This is a genomic window from Alloalcanivorax venustensis ISO4, assembly GCF_015356855.1.
Classification (GTDB): domain Bacteria; phylum Pseudomonadota; class Gammaproteobacteria; order Pseudomonadales; family Alcanivoracaceae; genus Alloalcanivorax; species Alloalcanivorax venustensis.
In genome coordinates this window covers 15,816-33,069 of record NZ_ARXR01000031.1, presented here as the reverse complement: position 1 = coordinate 33,069, position 17,254 = coordinate 15,816, and the positions used below count along the sequence as shown (strand labels likewise).

Annotated in this window: 12 protein-coding genes and 1 pseudogene; 12 read left to right on the top strand and 1 reads right to left on the bottom strand. The window is 67.9% G+C overall.

What is annotated here, in order from left to right:
• From ISO4_RS13995 to ISO4_RS17325, 12 genes are all read left to right on the top strand, one after another.
• Positions 1-1,283, top strand: a 1,283-nt coding sequence (locus tag ISO4_RS13995; RefSeq protein WP_194856617.1) for a ComEC/Rec2 family competence protein, incomplete at its 5' end; no start/stop codon positions are given.
• Positions 1,284-1,298: 15 nt separating this feature from the next.
• Positions 1,299-1,940 (top strand): MotA/TolQ/ExbB proton channel family protein, encoded by a 642-nt coding sequence (locus tag ISO4_RS13990; RefSeq protein ID WP_142949056.1) that lies wholly within the window; start codon positions 1,299-1,301, stop codon positions 1,938-1,940.
• Positions 1,937-2,362: an ExbD/TolR family protein gene (locus ISO4_RS13985; RefSeq protein WP_067604772.1), complete on the top strand. Its 426-nt coding sequence runs from the start codon at positions 1,937-1,939 to the stop codon at positions 2,360-2,362. Before ISO4_RS13990 ends, ISO4_RS13985 begins: the two co-directional genes overlap by 4 nt.
• On the top strand, positions 2,359-4,107 hold the full coding sequence (gene msbA, locus ISO4_RS13980; RefSeq protein ID WP_142949055.1) for a lipid A export permease/ATP-binding protein MsbA: 1,749 nt from the start codon (positions 2,359-2,361) through the stop codon (positions 4,105-4,107). Before ISO4_RS13985 ends, msbA begins: the two co-directional genes overlap by 4 nt.
• Complete coding sequence (lpxK, locus tag ISO4_RS13975) at positions 4,100-5,089, top strand: tetraacyldisaccharide 4'-kinase (RefSeq protein WP_142949054.1); 990 nt, start codon at positions 4,100-4,102, stop codon at positions 5,087-5,089. Before msbA ends, lpxK begins: the two co-directional genes overlap by 8 nt.
• Before the next feature lie 8 nt (positions 5,090-5,097).
• Positions 5,098-5,877, top strand: coding sequence for a 3-deoxy-manno-octulosonate cytidylyltransferase (gene kdsB, locus ISO4_RS13970; protein WP_142949053.1), 780 nt, complete (start codon positions 5,098-5,100; stop codon positions 5,875-5,877).
• A complete protein-coding gene (locus tag ISO4_RS13965) occupies positions 5,874-6,362 on the top strand; it encodes a low molecular weight protein-tyrosine-phosphatase (protein ID WP_228548143.1) in 489 nt (162 codons plus the stop codon). Before kdsB ends, ISO4_RS13965 begins: the two co-directional genes overlap by 4 nt.
• Positions 6,359-7,369, top strand: a complete 1,011-nt coding sequence (gene murB, locus ISO4_RS13960; RefSeq protein WP_194856616.1) for a UDP-N-acetylmuramate dehydrogenase — start codon at positions 6,359-6,361, stop codon at positions 7,367-7,369. The genes ISO4_RS13965 and murB overlap by 4 nt, the downstream gene beginning before the upstream one ends.
• 133 nt (positions 7,370-7,502) lie before the next feature.
• Positions 7,503-8,894, top strand: a complete 1,392-nt coding sequence (locus ISO4_RS13955) for an efflux transporter outer membrane subunit (protein WP_194856615.1) — start codon at positions 7,503-7,505, stop codon at positions 8,892-8,894.
• Positions 8,891-10,120: an efflux RND transporter periplasmic adaptor subunit gene (locus tag ISO4_RS13950; protein WP_194856614.1), complete on the top strand. Its 1,230-nt coding sequence runs from the start codon at positions 8,891-8,893 to the stop codon at positions 10,118-10,120. Before ISO4_RS13955 ends, ISO4_RS13950 begins: the two co-directional genes overlap by 4 nt.
• Entirely contained in the window at positions 10,117-13,239 is a 3,123-nt protein-coding gene (locus ISO4_RS13945) for an efflux RND transporter permease subunit (RefSeq protein WP_194856613.1), read from the top strand. The genes ISO4_RS13950 and ISO4_RS13945 overlap by 4 nt, the downstream gene beginning before the upstream one ends.
• 385 nt (positions 13,240-13,624) lie before the next feature.
• Positions 13,625-14,164, top strand: coding sequence for a hypothetical protein (locus tag ISO4_RS17325; protein ID WP_407647934.1), 540 nt, complete (start codon positions 13,625-13,627; stop codon positions 14,162-14,164).
• Between the two features lie 689 nt (positions 14,165-14,853).
• Here ISO4_RS17325 and rne read toward each other — a convergent pair.
• Positions 14,854-16,758: pseudogene (rne, locus tag ISO4_RS17320) on the bottom strand (ribonuclease E); the annotation flags it as partial.
• Positions 16,759-17,254: the final 496 nt, after the last annotated feature.

Genomic DNA, 17,254 nt, shown 5'->3' with positions numbered 1-17,254 from the left:
GCCGGGCGCGGCCGGCGGCGGGCAGCGTGCTCGGGCTGGCGTTGCTGGCGGTGCTGCTGGTGCAGCCGCTGGCGGCGTTATCCGCCGGGCTCTGGTTGTCGTTCACGGCGGTGGCGGTGATCCTGCTGCTGATCGACGGCGGTCGCTGGCCGGTGATGGTCAGCCTACCCCTGCTGATGGCGGTGCTGGGGGCCTGGTTGTTCGATACCTGGGCGTGGCTGAGCCCGTTGGCGAATCTGTTGCTGGTGCCGCTGTTCAGCCTGCTGGTGGTGCCCGCGGCGCTGCTGGGCGTGGCGCTGGACGTGCCCGCCATCCTGCTGGCGGCGGCCACCGGCGTGGAGGCCTCGGTGCTGATGATGGAGGGCCTGCACGGGCTGCCGTCGCCGCCGCTGGCGCCGGCGCCCGGTTGGGCCGGTCTGGCGCTGCTGGGGTCGGCGTTGCTGTGGCTGTTACCGGCCTGGCCCTGGCCGCGCCGGCTGTTGCTGTTGGGGTTACTGCCCTGGTGGTTGCCCGGCGCCGAGCCGCCGGCCCGGGGCCAGCTGGATCTGATCGTTTTCGAGGTGGGGCAGGGGCAGGCGCTGGCGCTGCGTACCCAGCGCCACCTGGTGCTTTACGACCTGGGGCCGGGCTGGGCCGGCGGGTCGGCGGCGAAAAGCGTGTTGCTGCCCTGGCTGCGGCGCCATGGGCTGACCCCGGACCTCACCATTGTCAGCCACGGTGACGGCGACCACGCCGGCGGCCTGGCGGATCTGGAGCACACCGGGCGCCTGCTGAGCGGCGAGCCCGACCGGGTGGACGGGGCGCGACCGTGCCGGGCCGGGCAGCAATGGCGGTTCGACGGCGTGCGCTTCGAGGTGCTGTGGCCGCCGGACGGGTCGTACCAGGGCAATGCCGCCAGCTGCGTGCTGCGCGTGGACGCCCTGGGCGCCAGTGCGCTGCTGACCGGCGACATCCCCAAACAGGTGGAATACCGGCTGCTGGGGCGGGTGGCTCCGACGACGGTGCTGCAGCTTGCCCATCACGGTAGCGACTCCTCCTCGTCAACCGCCTGGTTGCGGGCCGTGTCGCCGCGCTGGGCAGTGGCGTCGATGGGCTACGCCAACCGCTTCGACCATCCCGACCCGGACGTGGTCGAGCGGCTGGAAGCGGCCGGCGTCACGCTTCTGCGCACCGACCGGACCGGCATGATTGTGTTTCGCCTGGGCGGCCCTGATAATGCCGCGCTTATAACAAAGTGGCGCCGGGCCCATGGTCGGCCCTGGCACCGCGAGCCGGAACTGTGAAAAGGGGATCGCAACGTGCAGGATCTTGTGCAGTCCGGGGGCTGGATGATGCTCCCGATCCTGATCAGCTCGGTGGTGGCGCTGGCCATCGTCGGTGAGCGTTTCTGGACTCTGCGTCCGAACAAGCTGGCGCCGCCGGGCACCTTGCCGCAGGTGCGCGGCTGGCTGAAAAAGGGCCAGTTGAACGCCCAGCGGCTCAAGACGCTGCGCGAGGAGTCGCCGTTGGGGCGGATTCTCGCCACCGGGCTGGCCAATGCCCGCCACGGCCGCGACATCATGAAGGAAAGCATCCAGGAGGAGGCCACCGGCGTGGTCCACGACCTGGAGAAGTACCTCTCCACGCTGGGTTCGATCGCGGCCATCGCGCCACTGCTCGGGCTGCTGGGTACGGTGATCGGCATGATCGACGTGTTCGCCGCGATCATGATGCACGGCACCGGCGACGCGGCGCAGCTGGCCGGGGGGATCTCCCAGGCCCTGCTGACCACCGCCGCCGGTCTGGTGGTGGCGATCCCGGCGATCTTCTTCCATCGCTTTTTCGTGCGCCGGGTGGAGGAAATCACCGTGGGCATGGAGCAGAGCGCCGTGCACCTGGTCGACCTGGTCCACGGTGAGCGGGAGGCGACTCCGGGGCAGACTCCTGGAGAGAAAACGTGAAGTTCCCGCGCCCGCGCCAGGAAGAGATCAGCGTCAACCTGACGCCGCTGATCGATGTGGTGTTCCTGCTGCTGATCTTTTTCATGGTCTCCACCACCTTTACCCGTGAGACTCAGCTTTCACTGACCCTGCCGGAAGCGCAGGGCATGCCGCCGGAGAGCCCGGCGCAGGCGGTGGAGGTGCTGGTCTCGCCGCTCGGGGAATATCTGATCAACGGTGAAAAACTCACCGACAACAGTGAAGCGGGCCTGCGTTCGGCGCTGCTCCGGCTGGGGCAGGACAAAGCCGCCTTGCCGATGATCATCACCGCCGACGCCAACGCCAGCTATCAGGCGGTGGTGCGGGTGATGGATGTGGCCGGGCAGCTGGGCTTTGATAAGCTGTCGCTGACCACCCGCGAAGCCGACGAAGAGGGCCAATGAGCCAACTACCGGATGATGCTTGGCAGACGTACAAACGTCTGCTGTCGTACGTAAAGCCCCACGCCCTGATCCTGTTCGCCAGTGTCATCGGCTACGCCATCTACGCCGCCACCCAGGCCGGCGCCGCGCAACTGGCCGGCTACCTGGGCGAGACCGTGGTCAACCCGGAACCGCACCGCGTGGTGATCGTCTCCATCGCGCCGTTCTTTATCGCGCTGGCCCAGGGGCTCGGCCAGTTCATGGGCAGTTATTCGATGACCTGGGTGGCCCAGGAAATCGTCTACCGGCTGCGCAACGACGTGTTCGGCCATGTGCTGCGTCTGCCGCAGGCGGAGTACAACAACAACGCCTCCGGGCGGATCATGTCGAAGATCATCTTCGACGCCCAGCAGATCACCAGCGCCGGCACCGACGCCTTGATCGTGATGCTGCGCGAGGGCCTTACCGTGATCGGGCTGCTCACCTTCCTGCTGTATCAGAACTGGAAGCTGACGCTGATCCTGCTGATCGCCGCGCCCCTGGTGGGCCTGGTGGTGAACCTCACCAGCAAGCGTTTCCGGCATATCAGCCGCCGTATCCAGGGCTCCATGGGCAATATCACCCAGTTTCTCGGCGAAGCCATCGAGGGCAACCAGGCGGTGAAGATCTTCGGCGGCCAGAAGCTGGAGGCCGACCGCTTTCATTCCGTGAGCCGCCGCTTCGCCCGTCAGAACACCAAACTCAACGCCAGCAAGATCGGCTCCACGGTGATCGTGCAGCTGTTCGTGTCGGTGGCGATCGGCGCGGTCACCTATCTGTACATCACGATGATGGGCGAAGCGCTGACCGTGGGCGGCTTCCTGTCCTACATCGCCGCCGCCGGGATGATCCAGAAGCCGCTCAAGCAGCTCACCGACGTGAACGTGAAAATCCAGCGTGGCGTCACCGGCGCGGCCTCGTTGTTCGAGCTGATGGACCGCCCGGAAGAGCGGGACGAAGGCGACCAGGACCTGCCGCGCACCGACGGCAACATCGAATTCCGCGACGTCACCTTCGGCTATGACCCGGCACAACCGGTGCTGCGCAACCTCAGTCTCAAGGTCAACAGCGGCGAGACGGTGGCGCTGATCGGCCGCTCGGGCGCGGGCAAGAGCACCATTTCAGCGATGCTGCCGCGCTTCTTCGACCCGGACCAGGGTCAGGTGCTGCTCGACGGCGTGCCGTTGCCGGACTACAAGCTGGCCCATCTGCGCCGTCAGATCGCCATGGTCAGCCAGAAAGTGGTGCTGTTTAACGACACCGTGCGCCATAACATCGCCTACGGCGAGATGCGTGACGCCGACGACGCCCAGGTGGAACAGGCCGCCCGCAACGCCTACGCCTGGGACTTCATCCAGGGCCTGGAACACGGCCTGGACACCGAGGTGGGCCAGGACGGCGCCCAGCTTTCCGGCGGCCAGCGCCAGCGCATCGCCATCGCCCGGGCGCTGCTCAAGGACGCGCCGATTCTGATTCTCGACGAGGCCACCAGCGCCCTGGACACGGAGTCGGAGCACCACATCCAACAGGCGCTGGAGCGTCTTATGGAAGGGCGCACCACCCTGGTGATCGCCCATCGGCTGTCCACCATCGAGAAAGCGGACCGCATTCTGGTGCTGGACCAGGGGCAGCTGATCGAGCAGGGCACCCATAGCGAATTGTTGGAAAAGAATGGACTCTACACCCAGCTCTACAAAATGGACTTCGCCGACAACGGCCATGGTTGATTGGCGCCGCCGCGTAGAGCGCGGCTGGTACGAAGGCAGCGGCTGGCTGACGCCGCTGCGCCCGCTGGGCTGGCTGGTGGGGCGCGTGGCCGGCCGCCGGCTGCGCCGCTTCCGGCGGCGCGCCGAGCGGCCGCCGGTGCCGGTGCTGGTGGTCGGTAACGTGGCGGTGGGCGGCACCGGCAAAACGCCGCTGGTGATTGCCCTGGCCCGGCGGGCCCGGGAGCGCGGCCTGAACCCGGTGGTGATCTCCCGGGGCTATGGCGGCCGGGCGGACGCCTACCCACGCGTCGTGGCGTTGCACGACGACCCCCGTGAAGTGGGCGACGAACCGCTGCTGATCGCGCGCCGCGCGGCGGTGCCGGTGGTGCTGGACCCTCAGCGAGACCGCGCCCTGCGGCGGGCGGTCACGGAGTTCCAGCCGGACCTGGTGATCAGCGACGACGGCCTGCAGCACTATGCGTTGCCGCGCTCCAGCGAGGTGGTGGTGATCGACGCCCGCCGCGGCCTCGGCAATCAACGCTGCCTGCCGGCCGGCCCGCTGCGCGAGCCGGCGTCCCGCCTTTCCCAGGTGGATTTCCTGGTCGCCAACGGCGGCGCCTGGCCCGGCGCCACCACCATGCATCTGGTGCCCGGCGATCTGGTGCGGCTGCGAGACGGCGAGACCCTGGACGCGGCGGCGTTCCGCGAGCGTTACGGGGCGGTGCACGGCGTCGCCGGCATCGGCAACCCGGAGCGCTTTTTCCGCACCCTGGCGCTGCTCGGCCTGGCGGTCACCCCGCACGCCTTCGCCGACCATCATGGCTTCACCGCCGCGGACCTGGACTTCGCCGACGGCCGGCCGGTGATCATGACCGAAAAAGATGCGGTAAAATGCCGGGATTTCGACGATCCGCGCCTGTGGATGCTGCCGGTGCACGCCAATTTGCCGCCGGCCACCCTGGACGCCATGATTGATCGTGCATTGCAATCGCAGCCTCAGTAAGGACAGCTATGAGTTTCTATGTGGTAGTGCCGGCGCGGTACGCGTCCTCGCGCCTGCCGGGAAAACCGTTGGCGGATCTGGCCGGCCGGCCGATGGTGGCCCGGGTGGCGGAACGCTGCGCTAAAAGCGGCGCCACGCGGGTGCTGGTGGCCACCGACGACGAGCGCGTCCGCGACGCCGTGGGCGACCAGTGCGAGGTGGTGATGACCCGCGCCGATCATCCCTCCGGCACGGACCGGCTGCAGGAAGTGGCCGAGCAGCTGGGCCTGGCCGACGACGACATCGTGGTCAATGTGCAGGGCGACGAGCCGCTGATCCCGCCCGCCGTGATCGACCAGGTGGCGGAGAACCTGGCCGCCCACCCGGAGTGCCGCATGGCCACCCTGTGCGAGCCGATCGAGCGCGGCATCGATCTGTTCAACCCCAACGTCTGCAAGGTGGTGTTCGACTGCAACGGGCGCGCCCTGTATTTCTCGCGGGCGCCGATCCCCTGGCATCGCGATGCCTTCAGCCAGCAACCGAACCCGCACGATATCGATATGGACCCGGGCTACTGGTGGCGTCATATCGGTATCTATGCCTATCGGGTCGGCTTTCTGCACCAGTTCGTGAGCTGGGAGCCGGCCTCCATGGAAATGCACGAATCCCTGGAGCAATTGCGGGCCCTGGCCAACGGCGTCGCCATCCATGTGGCGCCGGCCCGCGAGCCGGTGCCCGGCGGGGTCGACACGGACATGGACCTGCAGCGCATGCGCCGCCACCTGCGAGCGGAGGAAAACCGGGGATGACGTCGCTGTCGATACTGTTTGTGTGTCTGGGCAACATCTGCCGCTCGCCCACCGCCGAAGCGGTGTTCCGCCAGCGGGTGCGGGACGCCGGCCTGAGCGACCGGCTTCGCATCGAGAGCGCCGGCACCGGCGACTGGCACATCGGCCGGCCGCCGGACCGGCGCGCCAGCGCCGCCGCCGCCGAGCGTGGCTACCCGATGGACGACCTGCGCGCCCGCCAGGTGAGCGCCGAGGACTTCCGCCACTTCGATTACATCCTGGCCATGGACAACAGCAACCTGGCCGACCTGCGCGCGCTCGACCCGGGCCCGGGCGTCGCCCGCGAGGGGCTGGTACTGGCGCGCTTCCTGGATGTGCTCGGCGATGACGGCCCCGGTGAAGTGCCGGACCCTTACTACGGCGACGAGGACGGTTTCGGCCACGTGCTCAATCTGGTGGAGCGCGCCAGTGACCTGTGGCTGGCGCGGTTGCGGGAGCGGCTGTGATCGAACACGACGCCGACCTGAGCGGCGCCAACACCCTGGCGCTGCCGGCCCGGGCCCGGCGGCTGGCGCGGCCCACGGACGTGGCCGCGCTGGGCGAGCTGCTGGCCGGGCGCGACCCGGCCGAGCCGCTCTACGTGCTCGGCGAGGGCAGCAACGTGGTGCTGCGCGGCGACCTGCCGGGCCTCACGGTGATCCCCGCGTTCGACGGCATCGACTACCTGGATGAGAGCGCGGATCAGGTGCGGGTGCGCGTCGGCGCCGGCGTGGTCTGGGACCGGCTGGTGGCGGACACCGTGGCGCGCGGCTGGGGCGGCCTGGAAAACCTGTCCCTGATTCCCGGCACCGCCGGCGCCGCGCCGTTTCAGAACATCGGCGCCTACGGCGTGGAGCTGGCCGATTGCCTGGAAAGCGTGGACACCGTGGCGGTGGCCGACGGCTGGGCAGGGCGCTTTCGCGCCGATCAGTGCGAATTCGGCTACCGCGACAGCCTGTTCAAGAGCCGCCGACGGGGCGAATTCATCATCACCGGCATCACCCTGCGGCTGCACCGCCATGGCGCCCGCCGGGTGGACTACGGCGGCCTGGCCGAGCGCTTCGCCGGCCAGGACCCACGCACCCTGGCCCCGGCCACGGTGCGGGCGGCGGTGATTGAACTGCGGCAAAGCAAGCTGCCCGACCCGGCGGTGCTGCCCAACGCCGGCAGCTTTTTCAAAAACCCGGTGGTCAGCGCGGCGGAGCTGGCACGGCTGAAAGCCGACTATCCGAAGCTGGTGTCCTTCCCGCACCCGGACGGTGCCAAGCTGGCCGCCGGCTGGCTGATCGAGGACGCCGGCTGGAAAGGCCGCCGGCTGGGGCCGGTGGGCATGCACCGGGACCAGGCCCTGGTGCTGGTCAACCACGGCGGCGCCCGCGCCGACGACGTGCTGGCGCTGGCCGCGGCGGTACGCGAGGACGTTCTCGACCGCTTCGGCGTGACGCTGGAACAGGAGCCGGTGGCGTTGCCCTGACGCTGACCCGCCAGCGTGTAAGCTTTGTGTTCTCCCGCCGGGCGCCAGTGGTTCTCACGGGGCGCCCCTGTTAGCCTGAACCGGCCTTGCCGCCACGGCGGAACCGATAAGAAATCAGGATTGTCCTCTGTTCATGCACCCCTTGGTAGTTTCCTGGTCCAGGGCGCGTGCCGCCGTTCTGTCCGCGCTGCTGCTGGCGCTGGCCGCCTGCGCCGGCCAGCCGCCATCGTCGTCGCCGCCGGTGGCCACGCCGGAGCTGTTTTCCCGTTCCGGCGAGGCCGCCGCCCCGCAGCAGTGGTGGGTGGCCTTCGACGATGCCGCCCTCAACCGTCTGGTGGACCGCGCCCTGGGCGCCAACCTGGATCTGCAGGCCGCCTACCAGCGCCTCAACCAGGCCCGCGCGGTGCGGGCACGCCAGGAAGCGGGTCTGTTCCCCAGCCTGGAGGCGCGCGCCGGCGCCGAGCGCCGCGACGACGGCGACAGTGAGACCGATCTGTTCAGCGCCGGGCTGGCGGCGGAGTACGAACTGGATCTGTGGGGGCGGGTGGGCGCCCAGGCCGACGCCGAAGCCTTCCGCGTGGCGGCCAGTGGCGCCGACTACCAGGCCGCCGCGCTGTCCCTGGCCGCCGAGGTGGCCAACACCTGGTTCGAACTGCTCACCCAGCGCACCCAGCAGGAGCTGGCGAGCGCCCAACTGGACACCAACCGGGACGTGCTGTCGCTGATCCGTGCCCGTTTCGGCATCGGCGAAAGCGCCAGCGCCGACGTGCTGCGCCAGCGCCAGCTGGTGGAAGCGTCCCGCGAGCAATTGCTCACCGTGCAGGCCCGCACCCGGGTGATCGAGCACCAGTTGGCGGTGCTGCTGGGCGAGCCCCCCAAGGGCGTGGTGTTCCCCGATGACGGCACCCTGCCGGCGTTGCCGCCGCTGCCCGCCACCGGCGTGCCGGCGGAACTGGTGCGGCGCCGGCCGGATCTCCGGCAGGCCTATTTCCAATTGCAGGCGGCGGACGCGGACCTGGCCTCGGCGGTGGCCGAGCGGTTTCCCCGTTTGACCCTGTCCGCGTCGCTGAGCAATGAAACCACGGACAGCGAGGCCCTGTTCGACGACTGGCTGGCGACCCTGGCCGGCAACCTGGTGTTGCCGCTGATCGACGGCGGCCAGCGCCGCGCCGAGGCGCGCCGCTTCCGTTCGCTGCGCGAGCAACGGCTGTATGAGTACGGGCAGGCGACGCTGGTGGCGTTCCAGGAAGTGGAGGACGCCCTGGTTCAGGAGCGCCAGCAGCAGCGGCGCATGGAGAGCCTGCGCGAGCAGCTGGCACTGGCGGACAGCGCCTACCGGCAATTGCGCATTCAGTACGTTAACGGCGCGGTCGGCTACCTGGAGGTGCTGAGCGCGCTCCAGGAACGCCAGGAACTGCGCCGCACCCTGATCACCGCCCGCCAGGAGCTGCTGGCGTTCCGGGTGGCCCTGTACCGGGCGCTGGCCGGCGGCTTCCCGGTGCCCGAAGAGGAAGAGAACGCATGAGCAACACGGTGGACGACCAGGCCGCGCGCCCGGAGAGCGGGCGGGCCGGGCGCGGCAAGACGGCGCTGGTGTCGGTGCTGATTCTGCTCGCCGGCGTGGCGCTGATGGTGCTGATCTTCGAGACCGAGCCCACCGCCACGCGCGGCGATGTGGCGCGGGAAACCGCCATGCTGGTGGAGGTACGCAGCGCCGAACGGGGCCGCTTCACCCCGGTGATTGAAGTGATGGGCCGGGTGGTGCCGGCCCGGGAAGTGACCCTGCAGCCGCGCGTCAGCGGCCGTGTCATCGAGCTGGCCGAGGCATTCGAGCCCGGCGGCCGGGTGGCCGAGGGCACCGCCCTGTTGCGCATCGATCCGGCGGATTACCAGGCCGCGCTGCGGCAACGGCGCAGCGAGCTGGCGCAGGCGCGCGCCGATCTGGAACTGGAGCAGGGCCGCCAGGCGGTGGCCGAACAGGATTTCGAATTGCTGGGTGAGGAACTGGACGAGGGCAACCGGCACCTGGTGCTGCGCCAGCCGCAGTTGAAGCAGGCCCGTGCCCGGGTGGATTTCGCCGAGGCGGCCCTGCGTCGCGCCGAACTGGATCTCCAGCGTACCCGTATCAGCGCGCCCTTCGACGCCCAGATCCTGTCCCGCGACGTGGCCACCGGCTCCCAGGTGAGCACCGGCGACAGCCTGGCCCGGCTGGTGGCCACGGACCGTTACTGGGTGTCGGCCAGCGTACCGCTGTCGCAACTGCGCTGGCTGCGCTTCGCCGAGCGTGACGGCGAGGAGGGCGCGCCGGTCACGCTGCGCCACGAGGCCGCCTGGGGGCCGTCACGGAGCCGCCAGGGCCGCCTGCAGCGGCTGGTCGGCGAGCTGGACGCCAACGCCCGCCTGGCGCGGGTGCTGGTCAGCGTCGAGGACCCGTTGGCGTTGCAGTCGGAGGCCGGCGCGCCGAGCCTGATTCTCGGCGCCTTCGTGCGCACCGCCATCGAAGGCCGGGCGCTGGACGACGTGGTGCGTCTGGACCGCGATCTGCTGCGCCGCGAGGACACGGTCTGGGTGATGGAGGACGGCGCCCTGGATATCCGCGACGTCACCGTGCTGCTGCGTGACAACGACTACGTCTACCTCAGCGACGGGCTCGACCAGGGCGATCAGGTGGTGGCCACCGATCTGGCCACGGTGGTGGACGGCGCCGCCCTGCGTCTTGAGGACGCCGCCGGCGCGGAGACTATGGAATGAGCGCGCCGCGCCGCCAGGGCTGGGTGGGCCCGATCGAGTGGATGGCGCGCAACAGCATCGCCGCCAATCTGCTGATGATTCTGCTGCTCGGCGGCGGCCTGTGGATGGCGGTGCAGGTACAGAAAGAGATCTTCCCGGAAGCCCAGCTCGACGTTGTCGAAGTGGAGGTGACCTACCCCGGCGCCGCGCCCGAGGAAGTGGAGCAGGGCGTGCTGATGCCGGTGGAAGAGGCGGTGCAGGGCGTCGAGAGCATCGAGGAAATGGTGTCCACCGCCCGCGAAGGCAGTGGCGTGATTCAGCTGGAGCTGGTGGCCGGCGCCAACCGCATGCAGGCGCTGCAGGACATCGAACAGGCGGTGGACCGGGTGCGCACCTTCCCGGACCAGGCGGAAGAGCCGCGCGTGCGCCTGCAGGCGCGCACCCGCGATGTGATGGAGCTGGTGCTGTACGGCGAAGTGGACATCTGGACCCTGCGCCAGCTCGGCGAGCAGGTGCGCAACCGCCTGCTCAGCGAGTCCGCGGTGACCCGCGCGGACATCAGCGACGTGCCCGATTACCTGACCAGCGTGGAAATTTCCCAGGCCACGCTGCGCGAGTACGACCTGACCCTGGACCAGGTGGCGTCGATCATCGAGCAGTCCAGCCGCGACGTGCCCGCCGGCAATCTGGCCACCGACAACGGCGAGATTCTGCTGCGCCTGAAAGAGCGCAAGCAGTGGGCCGACGAGTTTTCCCGCATCGTGGTGAGCCGCGCGGATTCCGGCGCGGTGGTGACCCTGGGCGACATCGCCACGGTGCGCGACGGCTTCGAGGACACCGGTTTCCACTCCCGTTTCAACGGTCAGCCGTCGGTGGAGATCGAGATCTTCCGCACCGGCAGCCAGTCGCCGCTGGACATCGCCGCGGCGGTGGAAGGGGTGATGGCGGAACTCAAGACCACCTTGCCCGACCCGGTTCAAGTGCGCATCGACAGCAACCGCGCCGAGCAGTTTGAAAGCCGCATGGACATGCTGCTGAAGAACGGCATCCTGGCGATGGTGATCGTGCTGGTGATTCTCAGCCTGTTCCTGGAGTACCGGCTGGCGTTCTGGATCATGATGGGCATGACCGTGTCCTTCGTCGGCGGGGTGCTGTTCCTGCCGGCCATGGGCGTGAGCGTGAACATGATCTCCATGTTCGGCTTCCTGATGGTGCTGGGCATCGTGGTGGACGACGCCATCGTGGTGGGCGAGAACATCTACGAGTACCGCGAGCAGGGCATGAGTTTCATGGACGCGGCGGTGCAGGGCGCCCGTGATATCGCCGGGCCGGTCACCTTCAGTATTCTCACCAACATCGTCGCCTTCATGCCGCTGCTGTTCATGCCCGGCGTCACCGGTAATTTCTGGTGGCCGCTGGGGGCGGTGGTGATCGTGGTGCTGGCGATCTCGCTGTTCGAAGCGCTGTTCATTCTGCCTGCCCACCTGGCGCACAGCGGCAAGGGCACGGTGACCGTCTACGGGCGCGCCCTGCACCGCGTGCAGCGCCGCTTCTCCGGTTATTTTCAGACGCTGGTGGAGCGCGGTTACCGGCCGCTGCTGGACCGGGCGCTGCGCTATCGCTACGTGACCCTGAGCGCCGCCCTGACCCTGATGCTGGTGGTGGGCGCCTACGCCGGCAGCGACCACATGGGCATGATCATGATGCCGGAAGTGCCGGCGGACGAGATCGAAGCGGGCATCCGTCTGCCGGTGGGCACCACGCCGCGCCAGGCCGGTGAGCTGGCCCTGGCGCTGACCCGGGAAACCGAACGGCTGTTCGAGGAAAACGACCTGGCACGCAACGCCGAGGGCATCAAGACCAACGTGCGCGGCGAGCAGAAAATCGACGTGGAGCTGGTGTTAAAGCCGGAACACGAACGGGACATGACGGTGCAGCAGATCGTCGAGCTGTGGCGGGACCAGATCGGCGATTTCAAGGGCGTCGATCAGATCACCTTCGAGGCGGAGCAGGGCCCCGGCTCCTGGCGCGACGATATCAGCGTGGACCTCAGCCATACCGATATCGACGTGCTCGCCAAGGCCAGCGAGCGCCTGCTGAACGCCATGAAAGGCCTGTCCCAGACCCGCAACGTCAACGACAGCTACACCACCGGTAAACCGCAGTTCGACGTCAGCCTGACGCCGCAGGCGGACGCCCTGGGCCTCACCGGCGCCGAGGTGGGCCGGCAGTTGCGGGATGCGTTTTACGGCGCCATCGCTCTGCGCCAGTTGCGCGGCATCAACGAAAACGAAATCCGCGTGCGGCTGCCGGAAGAGGAGCGCCAGGACCTGCGTTACCTGGACACCTTCGTGGTGCAGCTGCCGGACGGCGGCGAAGTGCCGCTGACCGACGTGGCCAGCGTCACCATCAGCGAGTCGTTCCGCTCCATCGACCGCCGCGACGGTCGCCGGGTGATCACCGTGGGCACCGACGTGTTGCCGAAAAGCGCCACCAGCCAGGTGCTCGCCGTGGTTCGCGACGAGCTGCTGCCGCAGCTGCGCGCCGACTACCCGGGCCTGACCTGGACGTTCCAGGGCGGCCAGGCGGACATGCGTGAATCCACCTCGGCGTTGTGGGGCGGCTTCGCCCTGGCGTTGGGCGTGATCTTCGCGCTGCTGGCGGTGGCGTTCGGCAGCTACCTGCAGCCGCTGGTGGTGATGCTGGCGATTCCGTTCGGCGCCGTAGGTGCGGTGCTCGGCCACATTCTACTGGGCATGGACCTGTCCCTGGTCAGCTTCATGGGCATCATCGCCCTGGCCGGGGTGGTGGTGAACGATTCGCTGATCATGGTCGACTACGCCAACCGCCAGCGGCACCGGCTGGGCGCGGCCCAGGCGGTCTATGAAGCGGGCCTGCGCCGCTTCCGGCCGATTCTTCTCACCACCATGACCACCTTCGCCGGGCTGATGCCGATCATCTTCGAAACCTCCCTGCAGGCCGCTTACCTGATCCCCATGGCGGTGTCCCTGGGCTTCGGCATCGTGTTCGCCACCGCGTTGATTCTGTTCGTGGTGCCGTGCCTCTACCTGGCCCTGGACGATCTGATGGGCGCCATCGACACGCGCCGCCGGGCCTTCAAGTATTCCGACGGCGCATAAAAAAACCGCCCCGAAGGGCGGTTTTTTTATTGGTGTGACCGTCGGGTGGACCGATCAGGCACCGGGGTTGCCGTCGCCGGAATTTTCCCGGGCGGCTTGTTCCGCCTGTTGCTGACGGCGGCGCAGGCGCGGGTCATTGCTGGCGCGGCCGGCCGGGCGTTCCGGCGCCACCGGCTTGCTGAACGCCGGGGTGGCCGGCTGTTCCGCTTCGCCGGTCTCCGCCTTGGCCGGCGCTTGTTCGGCGGCCGGTGCGGGCTTGGCGGCGGGTTGGCGTTCGGGCTGCGGTACCGGCTGGCCCGGTTTGCGGTCACGCGGGTCGTTGCCGGCACGGCGGACCTGATCCGCTGCCGTTGAAGGTGCCTGCTCGGAAGAAGGAGCCTCCGCCTTGGGTGAAGGCTCTTCCGCTTTCGCCGCGGGCTCCTCAGCCTTGGCTGAGGGTTCTTCAGCTTTCGCCGGCTGTTCAGCCTTGGCTGAGGGCTCTTCCGCTTTTGCTGAAGGCTCTTCTGTCTTCGCCGAGGGCTCGTCCGCTTTTGCTGAAGGCTCTTCCGCCTTAGCTGAAGACGCTTCTTTGGCCGGAGCTTCTTCGGCTTTTGCTGAAGGTTCTTCCGGCTTGGCTGAGGGCTTTTCTACCTCGGCTGAAGGCTCCTCTACCTTGGCGGAAGGCTCTTCCTCTTTGGCTGAAGGGGTTTCTGCCTTAGTTGAAGGCTCCTCTACCTTAGCCGGGGACTCCTCTGCTTTAGCCGAGGGCTCGTCTGCTTTCGCTGACGGTTGTTCCGCCTTGGCTGAGGGCTCTTCCACCTTCGCTGAGGGCTCTTCCACCTTAGCTGAAGGCTCTTCCACCTTCGCTGAAGGCTCTTCAGCTTTGGCTGAGGGCTCCTCCGTTTTGGCTGAGGGCTCTTCCGGCTTAGCTGACGGCGCTTCCTGACTGGCGGGCTTCTGCGCTTTGGCTGAAGGGGCCTCGGCAGAGGGCGCCGGCGCGGCGGCCTTGGGCTGCTCTTCCTGACGGGCGGCGGCGGCCTGGGGCGCCTGAGCCTCGGTGACCTGTTCCGCGCTCGGCTTGGCGGCGGCGGTTTTCGGTTCGCCGTGCTCTTCGGCGGGCACCAGTTTGGCCTTGGGCGGACGGCTGTCACCACGCTCCTGATCACGACCGGGGGTGTTGTCCTCGGACGTCATGCGCGGCGGCGGGCCGCCGGCGGTGGTCTGGTCGTCGCTCTGGGCGCCTTTATCCTGGGCCGCTTTGTCCTGGGCGCCGGGACGCTGGCGCTCGCGCAGGGGACGGTCGTCCTTGCTGTCGGTGCGGCGCTGGGCTTTGGGGCCGTCGTCCTTGCGCGGGCCTTTGCCGGCGCCACCTTTGGACTCGCCTTTGTTATCCGGCTTGGCGTCCTGCTTATTGTCCTGCTTGGACTCCGGCTTACCGCTGTCGGCGCTTTTCTGGTCGTCGCTTCGGTTGTCGGCACCACGGTTGTCGCCGTTGCGGTTGTCACCGCCCCGGTTGCCGCCACGGCCGCCACGACGGTTGCGGCCGCCACGGCGGTTGCCGCCTTCGCTCTTGCCGTCCTGGTTGTCGTCCTTGCGGTTCTCGCCACGGTTATCGCCACCACGACCGTCGCCGCCCCGGTTATCGCCGTCGGCGTTCCGGTTGCGGCGGCCGCCACGGCGGTTATCACCGCCACGGTTGTTGTTGCCCCGGGCGTCGGCTTTGTCGTCCCGGTTCTGGCGGTTGCCGCGCTGGCCGTCGCGCTTGCCGTCAAGCTGCTGTTTCTCGTCCTCGGAGGCACTGAACAGCGCCGCCAGCCAGGTGAAGAAACGGGCCAGCAGACCCGGCTCCAGCGGCGGCTTCGGCGCGGTGGCGGGCTTCTTGGAGGGCGCCTTGGCGGCGGTGGCTTCCGGTTTCGGCTCCGGCTGCGGTTTGGGCGGCGGCGGCGCGGTGTCCGGCGCCACCAGCTTCACCGCCGGCTCCTGGGTTTTGATTTCGGTGTCCTGGGCGGACAGGGTGGCCGGGTCCTGCTGGCCTTCCAGCAGCTCCAGCTCGTGGCTCACCTGGGCCTTGGTCTGGTCGTCGCGAATGCGCTCGACCTGGAAGTGCGGGGTTTCCAGGTTGGGGTTGGGGATAATCAGCACGCGCACTTTGTGGATGCTTTCGATTTCCCGCAGTACCGGGCGCTTCTCGTTGAGCAGGTAGGTGGCCACGGCCACCGGCACCTGGGCCTGGATCTCCCCGGTGCGTTCCTTCATCACCTCTTCCTCGATCAGGCGGAGGATGCTCAAGGCCAGGGATTTGACGTCGCGGATGTGGCCCAGGCCGTCACAGCGCGGGCACACGATGCTGGAGGTCTCGCCGAGGCTGGGGCGCAGCCGCTGGCGGGACAGTTCCAGCAGGCCGAAGCGGGAGATACGGCCCAGTTGAATACGGGCACGGTCCGCTTCCAGCGCGTCGCGCATGCGGTTTTCCACTTCGCGTTGATTGCGCGCCGGGCCCATGTCGATGAAATCGACCACGATCAGGCCGCCGATGTCGCGCAGGCGCAGCTGGCGGGCGATCTCTTCCGCCGCTTCCAGATTGGTCTGCAGCGCGGTTTCCTCGATGTCGGCGCCCTTGGTGGCGCGCGAGGAGTTGATGTCGATGGACACCAGCGCTTCGGTGGGATCGATGACGATGGAGCCGCCGGAGGGCAGCTTCACTTCACGTTCGAAGGCGGTCTCGATCTGCGACTCGATCTGGTAACGGGAGAACAGCGGCGTGTCGTCGTTATACAGCTTCAGCTTGTGCTGAAAATCGGTCATCACCTGCTGCACGAACGCCTGGGCCTCGTTGTAGACCTTTTCGGAATCGATCAGGACTTCGCCGATGTCCTTGCGCAGGTAGTCGCGGATCGCGCGGATGATGACGTTGGATTCCTGGTACACCAGGAAGGGCGCTTTACGGGTTTCCGACGCCTCGGCGATGGAGCCCCACAGCTTGAGCAGGTAGTTGAGGTCCCACTGCAGTTCCTCGGCGCCGCGGCCCAGGCCGGCGGTGCGCACGATCACGCCCATTTCGTCGGGGATGTCCAGGCTGCCCAGGGCTTCCTTGAGCTGCTGGCGCTCCTCGCCCTCGATGCGGCGGGAAATGCCGCCGGCGCGCGGGTTGTTGGGCATCAGCACCAGGTAGCGGCCGGCCAGGCTGATAAAGGTGGTGAGCGCGGCGCCTTTGTTACCGCGCTCCTCTTTGTCCACCTGAATGATGATTTCCTGACCTTCCTTGATCACATCCTTGATATTGATGCGGCCCTGGATGTCCTTGGGGTCTTTCTGGAAGTACTGGCGGGAAATTTCCTTGAGGGGCAGGAAACCGTGACGCTCGGCGCCGAAGTCCACGAAGGCGGCTTCCAGGGACGGCTCGATGCGGGTGATCTTGCCTTTATAGATGTTGGCTTTTTTCTGTTCGCGGGTGCGATGCTCGATGTCCAGATCATAAAGTCTCTGGCCATCCACCAGCGCCACCCGGACTTCTTCCGGATGGCTGGCGTTGATTAACATTCGTTTCATTGTTGTGCTACCACAAGGTTCGTGGCGGCATGCAGCGGGCCGGTATCAATACCGGTATCAGACCTCTTACCCTGGTGGGGAGGCGGAAGAGTGGCGAGCAGGCAATGCTCACGCGTGGCGGCGCTGGGCGCTCGGACGACGTTGGTAATCTGCCTGTCTTCTACCTTTCCTGTTCCTCTCCGGGCTTGTGAAGTTGTGCCGTTGGCGTTGCTGGCGGGGCCTTGGCCCCTCTATCCGCGTTACGCTGTGCCCGGCGCGTCAAACGCGCCGTGCCGGGTAAACTTTACCGTCTGTGTACCGGTTGGGGTGTCGGCAAGGGGCGCTATTGGCGCTGCTCGCCGGCAGCCCGGCTATGTCTTCGACCTGTGCCGCAGACCACCTGGTGTTGGTTGTCGGTAATCCGCCGGGGAGTTGTGTTGCCGCCGGGGGATTGGCTGCAGCGTCGGGGCCTTTCGGGCCCGTTCGATTCTTGTCGGGCGGGCTGGCG